Source organism: Streptomyces sp. NTH33, from assembly GCF_003236365.1.
Taxonomy (GTDB): domain Bacteria; phylum Actinomycetota; class Actinomycetes; order Streptomycetales; family Streptomycetaceae; genus Streptomyces.
Genome location: NZ_POTZ01000004.1, coordinates 35,438 through 51,692 on the forward strand (window position 1 = coordinate 35,438; position 16,255 = coordinate 51,692).

Annotated in this window: 11 protein-coding genes; all 11 read left to right on the plus strand. The window is 71.1% G+C overall.

All coding sequences use genetic code 11. The features are described 5' to 3' along the window. Window positions 1-4: 4 nt before the first annotated feature. Entirely contained in the window at window positions 5-730 is a 726-nt protein-coding gene (locus C1I97_RS00920) for a class I SAM-dependent DNA methyltransferase (RefSeq protein WP_111001292.1), read from the plus strand. Then, entirely contained in the window at window positions 727-1,836 is a 1,110-nt protein-coding gene (locus tag C1I97_RS00925; RefSeq protein ID WP_111001293.1) for a DegT/DnrJ/EryC1/StrS family aminotransferase, read from the plus strand. Before C1I97_RS00920 ends, C1I97_RS00925 begins: the two co-directional genes overlap by 4 nt. Window positions 1,837-1,905: 69 nt before the next feature. After that, window positions 1,906-2,496, plus strand: a complete 591-nt coding sequence (locus C1I97_RS00930; protein ID WP_111001294.1) for a dTDP-4-dehydrorhamnose 3,5-epimerase family protein — start codon at window positions 1,906-1,908, stop codon at window positions 2,494-2,496. An 85-nt stretch (window positions 2,497-2,581) separates the two neighbouring features. After that, window positions 2,582-3,859, plus strand: coding sequence for a DUF418 domain-containing protein (locus tag C1I97_RS00935; protein WP_111001295.1), 1,278 nt, complete (start codon window positions 2,582-2,584; stop codon window positions 3,857-3,859). Then, entirely contained in the window at window positions 3,856-4,923 is a 1,068-nt protein-coding gene (locus C1I97_RS00940; RefSeq protein ID WP_111001296.1) for a glucose-1-phosphate thymidylyltransferase, read from the plus strand. The genes C1I97_RS00935 and C1I97_RS00940 overlap by 4 nt, the downstream gene beginning before the upstream one ends. A gap of 13 nt (window positions 4,924-4,936) precedes the next feature. Next, window positions 4,937-5,908 (plus strand): dTDP-glucose 4,6-dehydratase, encoded by a 972-nt coding sequence (gene rfbB, locus C1I97_RS00945; RefSeq protein ID WP_111001297.1) that lies wholly within the window; start codon window positions 4,937-4,939, stop codon window positions 5,906-5,908. A 469-nt stretch (window positions 5,909-6,377) separates the two neighbouring features. Next, a complete protein-coding gene (locus C1I97_RS00950) occupies window positions 6,378-7,649 on the plus strand; it encodes an NAD(P)/FAD-dependent oxidoreductase (protein WP_111001298.1) in 1,272 nt (423 codons plus the stop codon). Window positions 7,650-7,691: 42 nt separating this feature from the next. Then, window positions 7,692-8,951, plus strand: coding sequence for a cation:proton antiporter (locus C1I97_RS00955; RefSeq protein ID WP_111001299.1), 1,260 nt, complete (start codon window positions 7,692-7,694; stop codon window positions 8,949-8,951). Between the two features lie 14 nt (window positions 8,952-8,965). Beyond that, window positions 8,966-11,707, plus strand: coding sequence for an AAA family ATPase (locus C1I97_RS00960; RefSeq protein WP_111001300.1), 2,742 nt, complete (start codon window positions 8,966-8,968; stop codon window positions 11,705-11,707). A gap of 40 nt (window positions 11,708-11,747) precedes the next feature. Then, a complete protein-coding gene (locus C1I97_RS00965; RefSeq protein ID WP_258382362.1) occupies window positions 11,748-13,406 on the plus strand; it encodes an NAD(P)/FAD-dependent oxidoreductase in 1,659 nt (552 codons plus the stop codon). A gap of 160 nt (window positions 13,407-13,566) precedes the next feature. Further along, window positions 13,567-16,255, plus strand: a 2,689-nt coding sequence (locus C1I97_RS00970; RefSeq protein ID WP_181446501.1) for a type I polyketide synthase, incomplete at its 3' end; no start/stop codon positions are given.

Genomic DNA, 16,255 nt, shown 5'->3' on the forward strand with positions numbered 1-16,255 from the left:
AACCGTGTACGGACCGGAGTTCGCCGAGATCTACGACCTCGTGTACACGCTGCGCGGCAAGGACTACCCTGCGGAGAGCGCGTACATCGCCGGCCTGATCCGCGAGCGGGTGCCCGGGGCGTCCTCGGTCCTCGACGTCGCCTGCGGGACCGGCGGGCACCTGCGCCACTTCCTCGGCATGTTCGACCGGGCCGAGGGTGTCGAGCTGTCCGACGCGATGCTCGCCGTCGCCCGGGACCGGCTGCCCGAGGCCGCCCTGCACCAGGGCGACATGCGCGACTTCGACCTCGGCCGCACCTACGACGCGGTGGTGTGCCTCTTCGCCGCCGTCGCCCATCAGGACCCCGCCGAACTGGGCGGCACCATGCGCTGCTTCGCACGGCACCTGCGGCCCGGCGGCGTCGTGGTCGTCGAACCGTGGTGGTTCCCCGAGACGTTCACCGACGGGTACGTGGCCGCGGACGTCCTGCGCCCCGACCACCGCACCGTCACCCGCCTCTCCCACACCACCCGCGAGGGGGACGTCTCACGCATGGACGTGCACTACGTCGTCGCCGATCCGAAGACCGGGGCGCGGCACTTCGCGGAGTCCTACGTCCACCAGCTCTTCCCGCGGGCGCTGTACGAGCGGACCCTGCGCGACGCGGGGTTCACGCCCGAGTTCATCGAAGGTTCCCAGTCCGGCCGTGGCCTGTTCCTCGGCGTGAAGGAAGGAGCGGACCGCCCGTGACGACCAGAGTGTGGGACTACCTGGAGGAGTACGCCGCCGAGCGGAAGGACATCCTCGACGCCGTCGAGACCGTCTTCTCCTCCGGCCGGCTGGTCCTCGGCGCCAGCACCCACGGCTTCGAGAGGGAGTTCGCCTCCTATCACGGCATGCCGCACTGCATCGGCGTCGACAACGGCACCAACGCCATCAAGCTGGCCCTCCAGGCGCTCGGCGTCCGGCCGGGCGACGAGGTGGTCACCGTCTCGAACACGGCGGCGCCGACGGTGGTCGCCATCGACTCGGTCGGCGCGAAGCCCGTGTTCGTGGACATCGACCCCGACACGTACCTCATGGACACCGCTCAGGTGGCCGCTGCCGTCACCGCACGGACCCGCTGCCTGCTGCCGGTCCACCTCTACGGGCAGTGCGTCGACCTGGCACCGCTGCGGACCCTCGCGGACGCGCACGGACTCGCCCTGCTGGAGGACTGCGCCCAGGCCCACGGGGCACGGCACGACGGCGTCCTCGCGGGCACCACCGGCGACGCGGCGGCCTTCTCGTTCTACCCGACCAAGGTCCTCGGGGCCTACGGCGACGGCGGCGCCGTGCTGGTGCGGGACGACGACACCGCCGGCCGGCTGCGCCGGCTGCGGTACTACGGCATGGAGGAGCGCTACTACGTCGTCGAGACCCCGGGGCACAACGCCCGCCTCGACGAGGTCCAGGCCGAGATCCTGCGCCGCAAGCTGCCCCGCCTCGACGCCTACGTCGCCGCCCGGCGCGCCGTCGCCGAGCGGTACGCCGAGGGCCTGGCCGGCACGGACCTGGCCCTGCCCGCGATCGCCCCCGGCAACGACCACGTCTACTACGTGTACGTGGTGCGCCACCCGGAGCGGGACCGGATCCTCCAGGCGCTCCGGGAGCACGACATCGACCTCAACATCAGCTATCCGTGGCCCGTGCACACCATGTCCGGCTTCGCCGGTCTCGGGGTGCCGGCCGGTTCGCTGCCCGTCACCGAGTCGCTGGCCGGCCAGATCTTCTCGCTGCCGATGTACCCCTCACTCACCCCCGCCGTGCAGGACCGAGTGATCGGCGTCCTGCGCGAGGTGCTGGCGGCGCTCTAGCCGGGTCCGCCGCCACCGTCCCGCCCCCTCCCGTCAGCGACCGCGACGGGTCCGTGCCCTGGAGGAGCCATGGAAATACGCGAACTCGCCGTCGAGGGAGCCGTGGAGTTCACTCCGACGGTCTTCCCCGACAAACGCGGTCTGTTCGTCTCGCCGTTCCAGGCGACGGCGTTCGAGAAGGCGGTGGGACACCGGCACTTCCGCGCAGCGCAGACCAACCACAGCCGGTCCGGGCGGGGAGTCGTGCGCGGGGTCCACTACACGGTGACACCGCCGGGCACCTCAAAGTACGTCTACTGCGCGCGCGGCGCCGCGCTCGACATCGTCGTCGACATCCGCGTCGGGTCCCCGACCTACGGGAAGTGGGAGGCCGTCCTGCTGGACCAGGTCGACTTCCGGGCGATGTACTTCCCCGTCGGCGTCGGCCACGCCTTCGTGGCGCTGGAGGACGACACGGTCATGTCCTACATGCTGACGAGCAGCTATGTCGCCGCCGACGAACTGGCGCTCTCCGTCCTCGACCCCGAGCTGGGGCTGCCCCTCCCGGACGGAATCGAGCCGGTCATGTCCGAGCGCGACATCGCCGCACCGACCCTCGCCGAGGCCCGCGCGGCGGGCCTGCTGCCCGACTACGCAGCCTGCCGGGCCCTGTCCCGATGAGCAGACACCCCATGCCCGACCGCGGGGATCCGGCCCGGCCGGCCCGGCCGGGTTCGGAGCCAGACACCACCCCTCGGAGGACTCCATGGCGACCCGCAGGACTGTGAACACGCCGGTCAGACGCCGGGGGGTGATCGCCGCCGAACGCTCCCCGGCACCCGACATCGCGCGTGGCTTCATGCTGCTGCTCATCGCCCTGGCCCACGCGCCCATGTACGTGACGGGCAGCGACCCGGGCCCGGTCACCCACCCCCAGGGCGGTGACGCGCTCGACCGCACCATCACCTTCCTCTGCCTGGACCTCGTCGACAACCGTGCCTACCCGATGTTCGCGGCGCTCTTCGGCTACGGCATGGCGATGCTCGTCATGCGGCAGCAGGCGGCGGGCACCTCCGCGAAGGCGGCCGGCCGGCTGCTGCGCAAGCGCGGTCTCTTCCTCGTCCTGTTCGGCTTCGTGCACTTCGTGCTGATCTTCCCCGCCGACATCCTCGCGCCCTATGGCGTCGCCGCGCTGGTGTTCGGCTGGCTGCTCACCCGCGGGGACCGGGCGCTGGGCAAGGGCATCGTGATCAGCGCGGCCGTGGGCGCGGTCACCGCCGTCCTGCTGTCGGTCGCCGTGGCCATGGAGCAGACCGAGGACGCGGCGGCCACCCGCGGCACGGTGTGGGCCGACGACTACGTGGCGGCGCTGGGCGAGCGCCTCGGACAGGTGCCGTTCGCCTCGATCCACATTCTCCTCGGCTGGCCGATCCCGGCCGCGATCCTGGTCGGCGCGTGGGCCGCCCGCAAGCGGTACCTCGACGACCCGGCCGCCCACCGGGTGCTGCTGCGCCGGGTCGCCGTGTGGGGCGGCACGGTCTCCGTGCTCGGCGGTGTGCCGCTCGCCCTGATCGGTGCGGGCAGCTGGCAGACGGGCGACCTGGCCACCGGCCTGGTGACCGGTCTGCACGTGCTCACCGGCTTCTGCGGCGGCCTCGCCTACGCGGCCCTTTTCGGGCTCCTCGTGGCCCGGCTTCGGGACCGCGGACTGGAGCCCGGCCCGGTGAGCCGGGCCCTCACCGCCGTCGGCCGCAGGTCCCTGACGAGTTATCTGCTCCAGTCCGCGCTGCTCGCGCTCGTCCTCGCCCGCGTCGCCTTCGGCCTGGGCGACCACATCCACGCCACTGGCGCCGCGGCGGTCGCGGTCGCGGTGTGGCTCACCGTGGTCGCCGTCGCCGTCGCACTCGAACGCGCCGGGCGCCAGGGGCCGCTGGACGCGCTGATGCGCCGGTTGGTCTACGGCGGCAAGCGTGCCGCGCCGGCGGCCGCGCCGACCGCGGAGCCCGTGTCACGCTCGGCGCCGGGGACGGGGGCCGTCTCGTGAAGGCCCTCGTCCTGGCGGGCGGCACCGGCACCCGGCTGCGGCCCTTCAGCCACACCATGCCCAAGCAGCTGATCCCGGTGGCCAACAAGCCGGTGCTGGTGCACATCCTGGAGGACCTGCGGGCCCAGGGCGTCACCGAGGTCGGGATCGTGGTCGGGGGCTACGCGAAGGACATCGCCGCGGCCCTCGGCGACGGGAGCGCCCTCGATCTGCGGATCACCTATCTCCAGCAGGACGCGCCCCGGGGCCTGGCCCACGGGGTGGCCGTCGCACGGAAGTTCCTCGGGGACGACGACTTCGTGATGTACCTCGGCGACAACATGCTGCCGCAGGGCATCGACGGCATCCTCGACGACTTCCGGGCCCACCGCACGCCCGCGCGGGTCGCCGTCCAGCCGGTCGGCGACCCACGCGCGTTCGGTGTGGCCGAACTCGACGCGGAGCAGCGGGTCATGCGGGTCGTGGAGAAACCGGCCCGGCCGCGCAGCGACCTGGCGCTGATCGGGGTGTACGTCTTCACCCCCCGCATCCACGACGCAGTCGCCGCAATCGGACCGAGCGCCCGCGGCGAACTGGAGATCACCGACGCGGTCCAGTGGCTGATCGACCACGGACACGACGTCCGGGCCTCCCGCTACACGGGCTACTGGCGAGACATGGGCAGCGTCGACGACATGCTGGAGTGCAACCGCGAGATGCTGCGCACCCTCACCCCCCGGGTGGCGGGCAAGGTCGACGACTCCAGCCGGATCGTCGGCGCCGTCCGGATCGGGACCGACAGCCGCGTGGTCAACTCGACCATCACCGGCCCGGTCAGCATCGGCCGCGGCACCGTCGTGGAGGACAGCGTCCTCGGGCCCGACACCACCATCGGCGACGACTGCGTGGTGACCGGCTCCGAGGTGTCGTTCTCCATCGTGCTCGACGCCGCGACCGTCGACGGCGTCGAGGGGCTGCACGGTTCGGTGATCGGCCGGGCGGCCCAGGTGATGTCGTCCGGACCGGAACGGCGGCACCGGCTCATGGTCGGCGACCACGCCAGCGTGCGCCTTCAGACGACCTGATGAGGCTGACCGGATGAGAATTCTCGTGACCGGCGGTGCCGGGTTCATCGGCTCGGCCTACGTCCGCGCCATGCTCCGGGGAGAGTACCCGGGCTACGAGGACGCCCACGTCACCGTCCTCGACCTGCTCACCTACGCCGGCAACCGCGGCAACCTGCCGGCCTCCCACCCCCGGATGACCTTCGTCCGAGGGGACATCTGCGACGCACCGACCCTGCTCGACCTGCTGCCGGGACACGACGCGGTGGTGCACTTCGCCGCCGAGTCCCACGTCGACCGGTCCCTGTCCGCCCCCGCCGCGTTCGTGCGGACCAATGTGATGGGTACCCAGACGCTGCTGGAGGCGTGCCTGCACGCCGAGGTGCCACGGGTGCTCCATGTCTCCACGGACGAGGTGTACGGCTCCATCGACGACGGTTCGTGGACCGAGCAGTGGCCGATGGATCCGAGTTCGCCCTACGCGGCGACCAAGGCCGGCAGCGATCTGATCGCGAGCGCCTACTGGCGCTCCCACGGGCTCGACGTGTCCGTGAGCCGGTGTTCCAACAACTACGGGCCGTACCAGCACCCCGAGAAGCTCATCCCGCTCTTCACCACCCGGCTGCTCGCCGGGGAGACCGTGCCGCTCTACGGGGACGGCACCAATGTGCGCGAGTGGATCCACGTGGACGACCACTGCCGGGCGCTCCAGCTGATCCTCGCCAAAGGACGCGCCGGCGAGGTGTACCACGTCGGCGGCGGCACGCCGAGAACCAACTGGCAGGTCACCGAGCGGCTGCTCGACCTGTGCGGGGCCGGCCCCGACCGCGTCCGCCCGGTCGCCGACCGCAAGGCCCACGACCGGCGTTACTCGCTGGACGGGACCAAGCTCCGCGAGGAGCTGGGCTTCGAGCCCGTCGTGCCCTTCGAGCAGGGCCTCGCCGAGACGGTGTCCTGGTACCGGGACCACCCCGGCTGGTGGGACTCGGAGGACCGCCGTCGGTGACGGGAGAGCAACACGGGAGATGCCGCCGTTTGAACGCCAGTCCACAATCATAGGGACGGCGGAAATCGTCTCGGGCGAAAGGAATGACGTGCCGGACGGAGAGAATGCGCCAGCACCTACCGTGGCCGAGCCATTCCTCCGTGCTTCCGGTTCGTCGTGACCCCGGACACTTCCCGCCTTTGCGCTGCCCTTCGGCAGCGTGAATTCCGGACACCGTCTTCGCTTCATCGCCGCCCCCGCGCGCGGTGCGGCGGGTCCGTCATGTCCTTCCTGGTCAGAGCCGGACGAGTCGGTGCAGCGCACCTGCGCTGCCGCCCGCTCGCGGTCCATGGCCTGTGAAGCAGTCTCTGAACTGAAATCCAGAGATAGTCCAGAAGACCTTTATGGGCCACACGTCAGGCTCTGAGGAATGCCGGTGCGAGCTCCGCGCAAAGCGGGCACGTCTGTCGAAGCAAGGGGAGGAAGTTTCATGTCGTCGTCTCTTCACGGAGTACCTGACGAATACGACGTCATCGTCATCGGTGGTGGGCCGGCAGGCTCGACCACCGCGGGACTTCTCGCGAAGCGCGGACACCGGGTCCTCGTGCTCGAACGCGAGCGGTTCCCCCGGTACCACATCGGTGAATCCCTCATCCCGGCCTTCATGCGTCCCATGGATGAGCTGGGCATCACCGAACGCATGGACGCCCGCGGCTTCGAGCGCAAGTACGGCGGCACGCTCGTCTGGGGCAACGCCCAGGTGCCGTGGAACTTCTCGTTCGTCGAGGGCGGCAGCCACGAGTACGCCTACCACACCCGGCGGGCCGACATGGACTCGCTGATCCTCGACCGCGCCCGTGAGCTGGGCGCGTTCATCATCGAGGAAGCCACCGTCAAGGAGCCCATCGAGACCGACGGCCGCGTCACCGGCGTGCGCTACACACTGCGCGGCACCGACGGCTCCCACGAAGCCCGCGCCAAGCTGGTCATCGACGCCTCGGGCCAGGCGCGTCTGCTCAGCCGCCGCTACGCCGACATCACCTGGCACGAGGAGCTCCGCAACGTCGCCGTCTGGACGTACTTCGACAACTGCGAGCGTCTCGGCGGCGACGAGTACACCAACATCCTCATCGAGGGTCTGGACGAGGGCTGGTTCTGGGCCATCCCGATCGACAAGGGCACGGTCAGCGTCGGCTACGTGACCCGCTCCGAGGACGCCAGCAAGGACGGCAAGTCCCTGGAGGACCTCTTCAAGGGCGAGGTGGAGAAGTCCACCAAGCTGAAGAAGATGCTGGCGGGCGCCAACCAGTCGGCCGGCTGGCGCACGGCCCGCGACTGGTCGTACACGAGCCAGAGCTTCAACGGCAACGGCTGGGTGTGCGTGGGCGACTCCGCCGCGTTCGTCGACCCGCTGTTCTCCACCGGTGTCGCGCTGGCCACGCTCGCCGGCAGCACCCTGGCGAGGATCGTCGACCAGATCATCCAGCACCCGGAGATCGAGGAGCAGGCGCTCAAGCGGTACGTCACCGCGTACCGGGCCTTCTTCGACGAGATCCGTGACTTCGTCGAGCGGTTCTACGACCGCACGAAGTACAAGGAGTTCTACCACAGCCTCGCCACGGAGATGGTCGACCCCGACCGCGAGCGCACGCCCTCCTCGAACTTCGTGCGGCTGATCTCGGGGCTGAGCGGCAAGCACCCGATGCTCACCCTGCAGATCGACGACCTGATCGAGCAGAGCGCCGAGGCCGCGGAGAGCTGACCACTCTCCCCACGAGACAAGGACGGGCAGGATGCCGCTGTCATGAGCAGTCATCAGGTCACGTTGCTCTTCATCGATCTCGGGCTGATCCTCTTCCTCGCGAGAGCTCTCGGGCATCTCGCCGCTCGGGTGAACCAGCCGGCCGTGGTGGGCGAGATCGTCGCGGGCATCCTGCTGGGGCCGACCCTGTTCAACGGGGCGATATCGGATCTGTTGTTTCCGGCGGACATCCGCCCGCTGCTCACGGGCATGGCGGATGTCGGCGTGGCACTGTTCATGTTCACGGTCGGCATGGAGTTGGAGCGTGCCACGCTGCGCGGCAGGAGCCGGGTGACCGGCGGCGCGGTCACCGGCTCCACGGTTGTTCCCTTTCTGCTCGGCATCGGGCTCGCGTTCTACCTGATGCGCACCCATGAGGTGTCGAACACCGCCGCGTTCGTGGTGTTCGTCGGCCTCTCCGTCTCGGTGACGGCCTTCCCCGTGCTCGCGAGGATCCTCACCGAACGGGCGCTCAGCAGGACGACGATCGGCGGCATCGCCCTGGCCACGGCCGCCTCCGCGGACGTCGTCGCCTGGACCGCCCTCGCGGCGGTCCAGGCGACGGTCGGCGGCGGCGGCGACCACTGGCGCGTGGCACTCGCCGTGCCCTACGTCCTCGTCACCATGCTCGTGGTGCGGCCGCTGCTGCGCCGCATCTTCGTCAGGAACGGGCAGGCGGTGCCCTTCGCGCCCTGGCACCTCGCCCTGGTTTTCATCGGCGTGCTGCTCTCCGCGGCGGCCACCGAGGTGATGGGGATGCACTTCATCTTCGGTGCCTTCCTGTTCGGCACGATCATGCCGAGGGAGAAGACCCTCCTGCTGCGGAACGAGATCGAGGACCGCATGGGGGAGGTCACCTCCCTGCTGCTGCCGGTCTACTTCGTGGTGGCCGGACTGAAGGTCGACCTCGGCTCCATGAAGGCCTCCGACTTCACCGAGCTGGGATTGATCCTGCTCGTCGCCGTGGTCGGCAAGTTCGGCGGCACCTACGCCGGCGCCCGTACCCAGGGCCTGCCGTCGCGGCCGGCGGCGGCGCTCGGCGTCCTGATGAACACCCGCGGACTCACCGAACTGGTCATCCTCGGCGTCGGCCTGCAACTCGGCCTGCTCGACGCCGATCTGTACTCGCTGATGGTCGTCATGGCGGTCGTCACCACGGCCATGACCGGTCCGCTGCTCTCCCGCGTCTACCGCAAGCCGGTCGAGGTCCCCACCCCGGAGGGCGCGGCGGAGCCGGAACGCGTGACCTCGTCGGCTGGATAGGAGGAGAGCAACATATGCGGTTGATAGGTCTGGACCGCGAGCTGTCCGAGCTGACCGGTCTCCTCCAGGCCTGCGCACGCGGCGACGGCGGCGGCGTGGCGATGATCGGCGGCGCCATGGGCTGCGGGAAGACGGAGCTCCTGACGGCGGTGAAGGGCGCGGCGCGGGACAACGGCTTCGTGGTCCTGGACGCCGTGGGCTCGTGGCCCGAGCGGCTGTCGCCGGGCAGCGTCCTCCAGCAGCTGCTGCGCTCGTCCGGAGCCCCCGGCACGGCCGTGGCCCTCCTCGACAGACTCCGCGGCACCTGCGACGACGTCGCCGGCACCGCCGGCGACACCCCGCTCATCCTCGACGCCGACACCACCGACGTGCTGCACGAACTCTGCACCGAGGTGGTCCGCTCCGCCGAGGACGTGCCCGTGCTGCTGTGCGTCGACGACGTGCAGTTCACCGACTACCTGACGCTGCACTGGCTGTTCCATCTGATCCGGCAGCTGCGCGGAGCCCGGGTGGTGCTGGCGCTCACCGAGTGCCCGCTGTCCCGCCCGGCGCACCCGCAGCTGCACGCCGAGCTGCTGCGCCAGCCCCGCTACCGCAGCGTGAACCCCGGCCCGCTCTCGCTGACCGAGACTACCGCGCTGCTGACACTCCACCGGGGCGCACCGCCGGACCCCGTCTTCGCGGAACGCTGCCACCGGGTCAGCGGCGGCAACCCGCTCCTGGTCAGGGCGCTGCTGGAGGACTCCCGGCAGGCGTCCGACCCGGGCACCGTCGTCGTCGGCGACACCTACGGCGACACGCTGCTCAGCTGTCTGCACCGGGGCCGCCCCGCACTGCTGCGGCTCGCCCGGGCACTCGCCGTGCTCGACGGGGACATCCACGCCCCGGCCCTCCTCGCCCGCCTCACCGGCCAGGAGCCGAGCACCGTGGTCCGCGGCACCCGGGAACTGGCCGCCGCCGGCTTCCTGGACGGGATGCGCCTGCGGCACCCCGTGGCCGCCCAGGCGGTGCTCGAAGGGCTGAGCGCCGCCGAGCGCGCCGCGCTCCACCGGCACGCCGCCCTGATGTGCTACGAGGAAGGCATCGCCGCCACCCGTACCGCCCGTCACCTGCGCAACTGCGACGACGACGGCTCGCTCACCTGGGCCGTGCCGGTCCTGCGCGACGCCGCCGAACGGCATCTCAACGGCAACCGCGTCGCCGAGGCCCACTCGTGCCTGGAAGCCGCCCTGCGTCTCGGCACCGACGACGGCGAACGGGTCGGCCTGCGTGCCTTGCTGGCATCGACCGCCTGGATGCTCAACCCGTCCATCAGCACGCCCCACCTCGGCGTGCTGGCCATCGCCCTGCGCGACGGCCGGCTGCCCGCCCGGCACACCCTGATGCTCGCCAAGTACCTGCTGTGGCACGGCAGGTTCGACGAGGCGGTGGGCGCCGTGGCGCAGTTGGACGACACCGACGAGCGCCGGGACCCGGGCTACGCGGCCGAGGTGCGCGCCACCTGGAAGCTGCTCTCCGTCACCTACCCGGTCGTGCAGCCCCCGCCGCCGCTCGGCGGCACGGCCACGGGCGATCCGCGCCTGCTGGGCGTCACCGCGCTGGCGCAGGTGCTGGCGCACGGGCCGGACGACTCCGCGGTCGCCGACGCCGAGAGCGCCCTGCGCGCCATGCGGCTCGGCAAGCACACCCAGGAATGGCTGATGTGCGCGGTGGCCGCCCTGTCGTTCGCCGACCGGCCGGAGGCCGCCGCCCGCTGGTGCGACCACTGGCTGGAGGAGGCGCGGGCCCGCAAGGTGCCGCTGTGGGCCGCCGAGTTCGCTTCGCTGCGGGCGGGCATCGCGCTGCGGCAGGGCGACCTGTCGCACGCCCGGCTGCTGTCCGAAGCGGCCCTCGCCCAGGTCCCCGCGGACAGTTGGGGCGTGTGCATCGGAGGCCCGCTGGCCAACCTGATCCAGGCGGCGACCGCCTTCGGGGACTTCGGCGCCGCCGCGGAGTACGTGGCCCAGCCGGTGCCCGAGGGCATGTTCTCCAGCCGCTTCGGGCTCTACTACCTCCACGCCAGGGGCTGTTACCACCTGGAGACGGGCCGTCCGTACGCCGCGCTCGACGACTTCAGCCGCTGCGGCGAGCTGATGACGGAGTGGGGCCTGGACCAGCCGACGCTCGTACCGTGGCGCAGCAGCGCCGCGCGCGCCCATCTCGCCCTGTCCGACCTGCGGTCCGCCCGTGACCTCGCCCACCAGCAGCTCGCGCTCGCAGGCGAGCGCCCGTCCCGGGCCCGCGGCATCTCCCTGCGGGCCTGCGCGGCGGTCGTTGAGAAGGGCCGGCGGGGACGGCTGCTGGAGGAGGCGGTCGAGATCTTCCGTGCCTGCGGCGACCGCTTCCAGCTCGCGGGCGCGCTGGGCGAACTCGCGGACGAGTACACCGTGTCCGGCCAGTCCCCCCGGGGGCTCGCCGCGCTCAAGGAGTCGGAGCGCCTGCGGCGTGAGTGCGGGGCCGGCAGGCCCGCCCCGGTGGTCCACGGCACGGTGGGGGTCACCGAGCCGGACAGCGCGGCGTTCGCCCTGCTCAGCTGGGCGGAACGTCGGGTCGTGGCGCTCGCCGCGCACGGCAGGACCAACCGGGAGATCGCGGAGGCCCTGACCGTCACCGTGAGCACGGTGGAGCAGCACCTCACGAAAGCCTTCCGGAAGCTCGGCATCCGGACTCGGAAGGAACTGCCGAGAACCTACTTCCTGGAAGCGGCAGCGAGATGAGCAGGCACCTTTTCCTATCGACGAGAGACAGGTGAGCGGCGTGCCGCGCAAGGACACGAAGAAGACAACCGAGAACCAGTACGACGTGGCGATCCTCGGCAGCGGCATGGCCGGCGGCATGCTGGGCGCGGTCCTCGCCCGCAACGGCGTCAAGGTGCTGCTGCTCGACGCCGGCACCCATCCCCGGTTCGCGGTGGGCGAGTCGACGATCCCGTACACGTCCGGCATGACCCGGCTGATCGCCGACCGGTACAAGGTTCCCGAGCTGAAGGCCCTCTCCAGCTTCAAGGGGATCCGCAAGGAGGTCTCCCGCAACTGCGGACAGAAGCAGAACTTCGGCTTCGTCTACCACCGCGAGGGCCGCGCCCAGAACCCGGCGGAGGTGAACCAGCTCGTCGTCCCCTCGGCCATCAGGACCGAGAGCCACCTCTTCCGGCAGGACATCGACGCCTACCTCTTCCACCTGGCCGTGAAGTACGGAGCCGTGCCCCAGCTGGCCACCCGGATCGCGGACATCGAGATCGACCCGGACAGCGGCGCGGTGCTGCGCACCGAGAACGGCAAGGAGTTCCGGGCGAGCTATGTCGTCGACGGCAGCGGGTTCCGCTCGCCGCTGGCCGAGAAGTTCGGGCTGCGGGAGACGCCCACCCGGGCGCGCACCCACTCGCGCAGCATGTTCACGCACATGGTCGGCGTGAAGCCCTATGACCGCTCGCCCAACGGACGGCAGCACAAGCAGCCCAACCCCTGGCACCACGGCACCCTGCACCACGTCTTCGACGGCGGCTGGCTGTGGGTCATCCCGTTCGACAACCACGAGGGCTCGCTCAACCCGCTGTGCAGCGTGGGCCTGACGTACGACCCGCGGGTCTTCCCCAAGGGCGACGCCACGCCGGAGCAGGAGTTCGGCGACTTCCTGAAGCGCCACCCGGAGATCGCCTGGCAGTTCCAGGGCGCGAAGGCGGTCAGGCCGTGGGTGTCCACGGGACGGCTCCAGTACTCGGCCAAGCAGGTCGTGGGGGAGCGGTTCTGCCTCACCTCGCACGCGGCCGGCTTCATCGACGCCCTCTACTCGCGCGGCCTGACCAACACCATGGAGCTGGTCAACGCCCTCGGCTGGCGTCTGATCGCCGCCTCACGCGACGGCGACTGGTCGCTGGAGCGCTTCTCCTACCTGGAGAACCTCCAGCAGGGGTTGTTCGACTTCCACGACAACCTCGTCTACAGCTCGTTCGTGGGCTTCCGCGACTACGAGCTGTGGAACGCCGTCAACCGCACCTGGATGCTCGGCACGATGCTCGGCAACGTCATGCTGGAGGACGCGTACTACCGGTACGACACCACCGGCGACGAGAAGGTCTTCCTCGACCTGGAACAGAGCAAGCACCCCGGATCCCCGCTTCCGGTCAGCGCCGGATTCAATGAGATGGGCATTCTCACCCGGGACCTCTGCAAGGCCGTGGAAGAAGGGACGATTACCCCGGGTGACGCGGCGAAGCGCATTCTCAAGCACATCGAGAACGCCGACTTCATTTCGCCTTCGTTCCGTCTCGGTGAAGAGGCGACTCGCTGCTTCGCCATGAGTCCGGCCAAGATGGCGATGAACGCCGTCTGGTCGCGCAGGGAGGCTCCTCCGGAGATCGGCCCGCGCATGATCAACGCCAGCAAGGGGCTGGTCAGGACACGCTTCCGCGGCTGATCCCGCCCATCGGCGGTCCACTTCCGGATCCGCCGTCCAGACCCTTAGGGGCCACCGGGAACACCCCTGAAATGTCAGGGGTGTTCCCCTGGTTATGGGCTGTTATACGTTCGGACGGATTGCTTCGGTATTCGGTTGCGAGACGAGAAGGCGACGGCACATGGACGCGATTGCAGACCGTGACCCGGCGAACCTCACGGCCATTGTCGGCATGGCCGGCAAGTTTCCAGGTGCGCCCGATCTCGACAGCTTCTGGACCCTTTTGATGAATGGCGTGGACGCGATACGCCCCGTCCCCGCCGACCGCTGGGACAGCACTGCGCAACTCGACCCCGAGAAGGAGATCCAGGCCGTCGGCGGCTTCATCGACGGAGTCGACCGCTTCGACGCGCAGTTCTTCGGCATCTCGCCCCGCGAGGCCGAGGCCATCGACCCGCAGCAGCGGCTGATGCTGGAGGTCGGCTGGCGCGCGATCGAGGACGCGGGCCAGCGGGCCGACGCGCTCGCCGGCACCCGCACCGGCGTCTACGTCGGCGCCTCCTGGCACGACTACGAGCTGCTCCGCAGGGACCGCGAGGCCCGGCCCACCCCGCACAGCCTCGTCGGCAACGCCCTCGACGTCATCGCGGCCCGCCTGTCGTACTTCCTCAAGGTCCGCGGCCCCAGCATGACCGTGGAAACTGGTTGCTCGTCCTCCCTGGTCGCCCTCCACCTCGCCTGCCAGGCGCTGCGCGACGGCGAGATCGAGGCGGCCGTCGTCGGCGGCACCAATCTGATCCTCGATCCGCATGTGACCGTCGGACTCACCCACTTCGGCGGACTCTCCCCGGACGGGCGCTGCAAGACCTTCTCCGCCGCGGCCAACGGCTTCGTGCGCGGCGAGGGCGTCGCCGCCCTCTACGTGAAGACCCTGGCCCGCGCGCTGGCCGACGGCGACCGCATCCACGGCGTCATCGCCAACACCGTCGTCAACAACGACGGCGGCGGCGAGAGCCTCGTCACGCCGAGCCCCGCGGGGCAGGAGGACCTGCTGCGCCGCGCGTACCACACCGGGGCCGTGCCCGCCGGCGCCCCGGACTACGTCGAGGCCCACGGCACCGGCACCGGGCGGGGCGACCCGATCGAGGCCACCGCCATCGGCCGGGTCCTCGGCGCCGACCGCGACACTCCCCTGCTCATCGGCTCGGTGAAGACCAACATCGGCCACCTGGAGGCCAGCGCCGGACTGGCCGGCCTCATGAAGAACCTCCTCGCGCTGCGCCACCGCGTCCTGCCGCCCAGCCTCCACTCCGCGGAGCTCAATCCTGCCATCCCCTTCGACGACATCAACGTCCGCGTGGTGCGCGAACCGACACCGCTGCCGCCCACCGGGCCCCTCTGCCTCGGCGTCAACTCCTTCGGTTGGGGGGGCACCAACGCCCATGTGGTCCTCATGAGCCCGCCCGAGACCGAGCAGACGGCCGCCCCCGGCGCGGGCCCCGTGACCGGACTGCCCGCCGTGCTGCCCCTGTCCGCCAAGGACACCACCGCTCTCGGCCGACGCGCCGCCGACCTCGTCCCGCTCGTCCCCGCGACCGCGGCCGAGACGGCCGCCCAGGCCGGCGCCCTCGCCTGGCGCCGGGACCACCACCCCCACCGCGCCGCCCTCGTGGCCACCGACGGCGACACCCTGCGCACCGGACTGGCCGCGCTCGCCGAGGCACCCGACGGCGAGCCGGAGGCGCCCGGCCTGATCACCGGAAGCGCCGTACCGCGCGGCGGAACCGCCTTCGTCTTCCCCGGCCAGGGCTCCCAGTGGACCGGCATGGGCACCCAGCTGTTCCAGGACAGTCCGCTCTTCGCCGAGGTCGTCACCCGCTGCGCCGACGCGCTGCGCCCGCACACCGACTGGAGCCTGCTCGACATCTTCTCCGGCCGCGCCGACGACACCTGGACGCAGCGCATCGACATGCTCCAGCCCACCCTGTGGGCCGTGTCGCTCGGCCTCGCCGAACTCTGGCGCGCCGCAGGTATCGAGCCGGACGTCGTCCTCGGCCACAGCCAGGGCGAGATCACCGCCGCCACCGTCGCGGGGATCCTCTCCTACGAGGACGCCGCCCTGCTGATGGCCCGGCGCAGCACCATCGCCCGCCGCACTTCCGGCCACGGCCGCATGCTCGCGGTGGACCTCGACCGGGACGCCGCGCTGGCGGCCCTGGAGGGCTTCGAGGACAGCGTCTCCCTCGCCGTCCACAACGGCCCCAACTCCTGCGTCCTGTCCGGGGAGAAGGAGGCGGTGCTCACCCTCAAGGAACTCCTCGACGCCGAGGGCACCTACTGCCGCCTGGTCAACGTCGACTACGCCTCGCACAGCTCCCAGATGGACCCGCTCCGGGAGGACCTGCTCGCCGCCCTCGCCCCCGTCCGGCCCCGCGAGGCCCGCATCCCGCTGATGTCGACGGTGCGCCGCACCCGCCTGGCCGGCCCCGAGATGGACGCCGCCTACTGGGTCGAGAACCTGCGCAGCCCCGTGCAGTTCGCCGACGCGGTGCAGGCCGTGCTCGACGACGGCATCACCCACGTCGTCGAGATCAGCCCCCACCCGGTCCTCGCCCCGGCCGTCGAACAGCTCACCGTCGGCCGCACCGCCCGCACGGCTGTCCTGACCACCATGCGCCGCCACCACGGCGGCACGGCCGACGTCGCCACGGCCCTCGGGCGCGCCTACGTGGCCGGCCTGGAGCCGTTCGGCGGCCTGCCCCGGAACGCCGCCGCGACCGTCCCCGGATACCCGCTGCGCCCCGAGCGCCACTGGACGGACGACCGCCCGCGGGGCTCCGGCGCCGCCCGCGGCTTCGACGCCCCCCTGC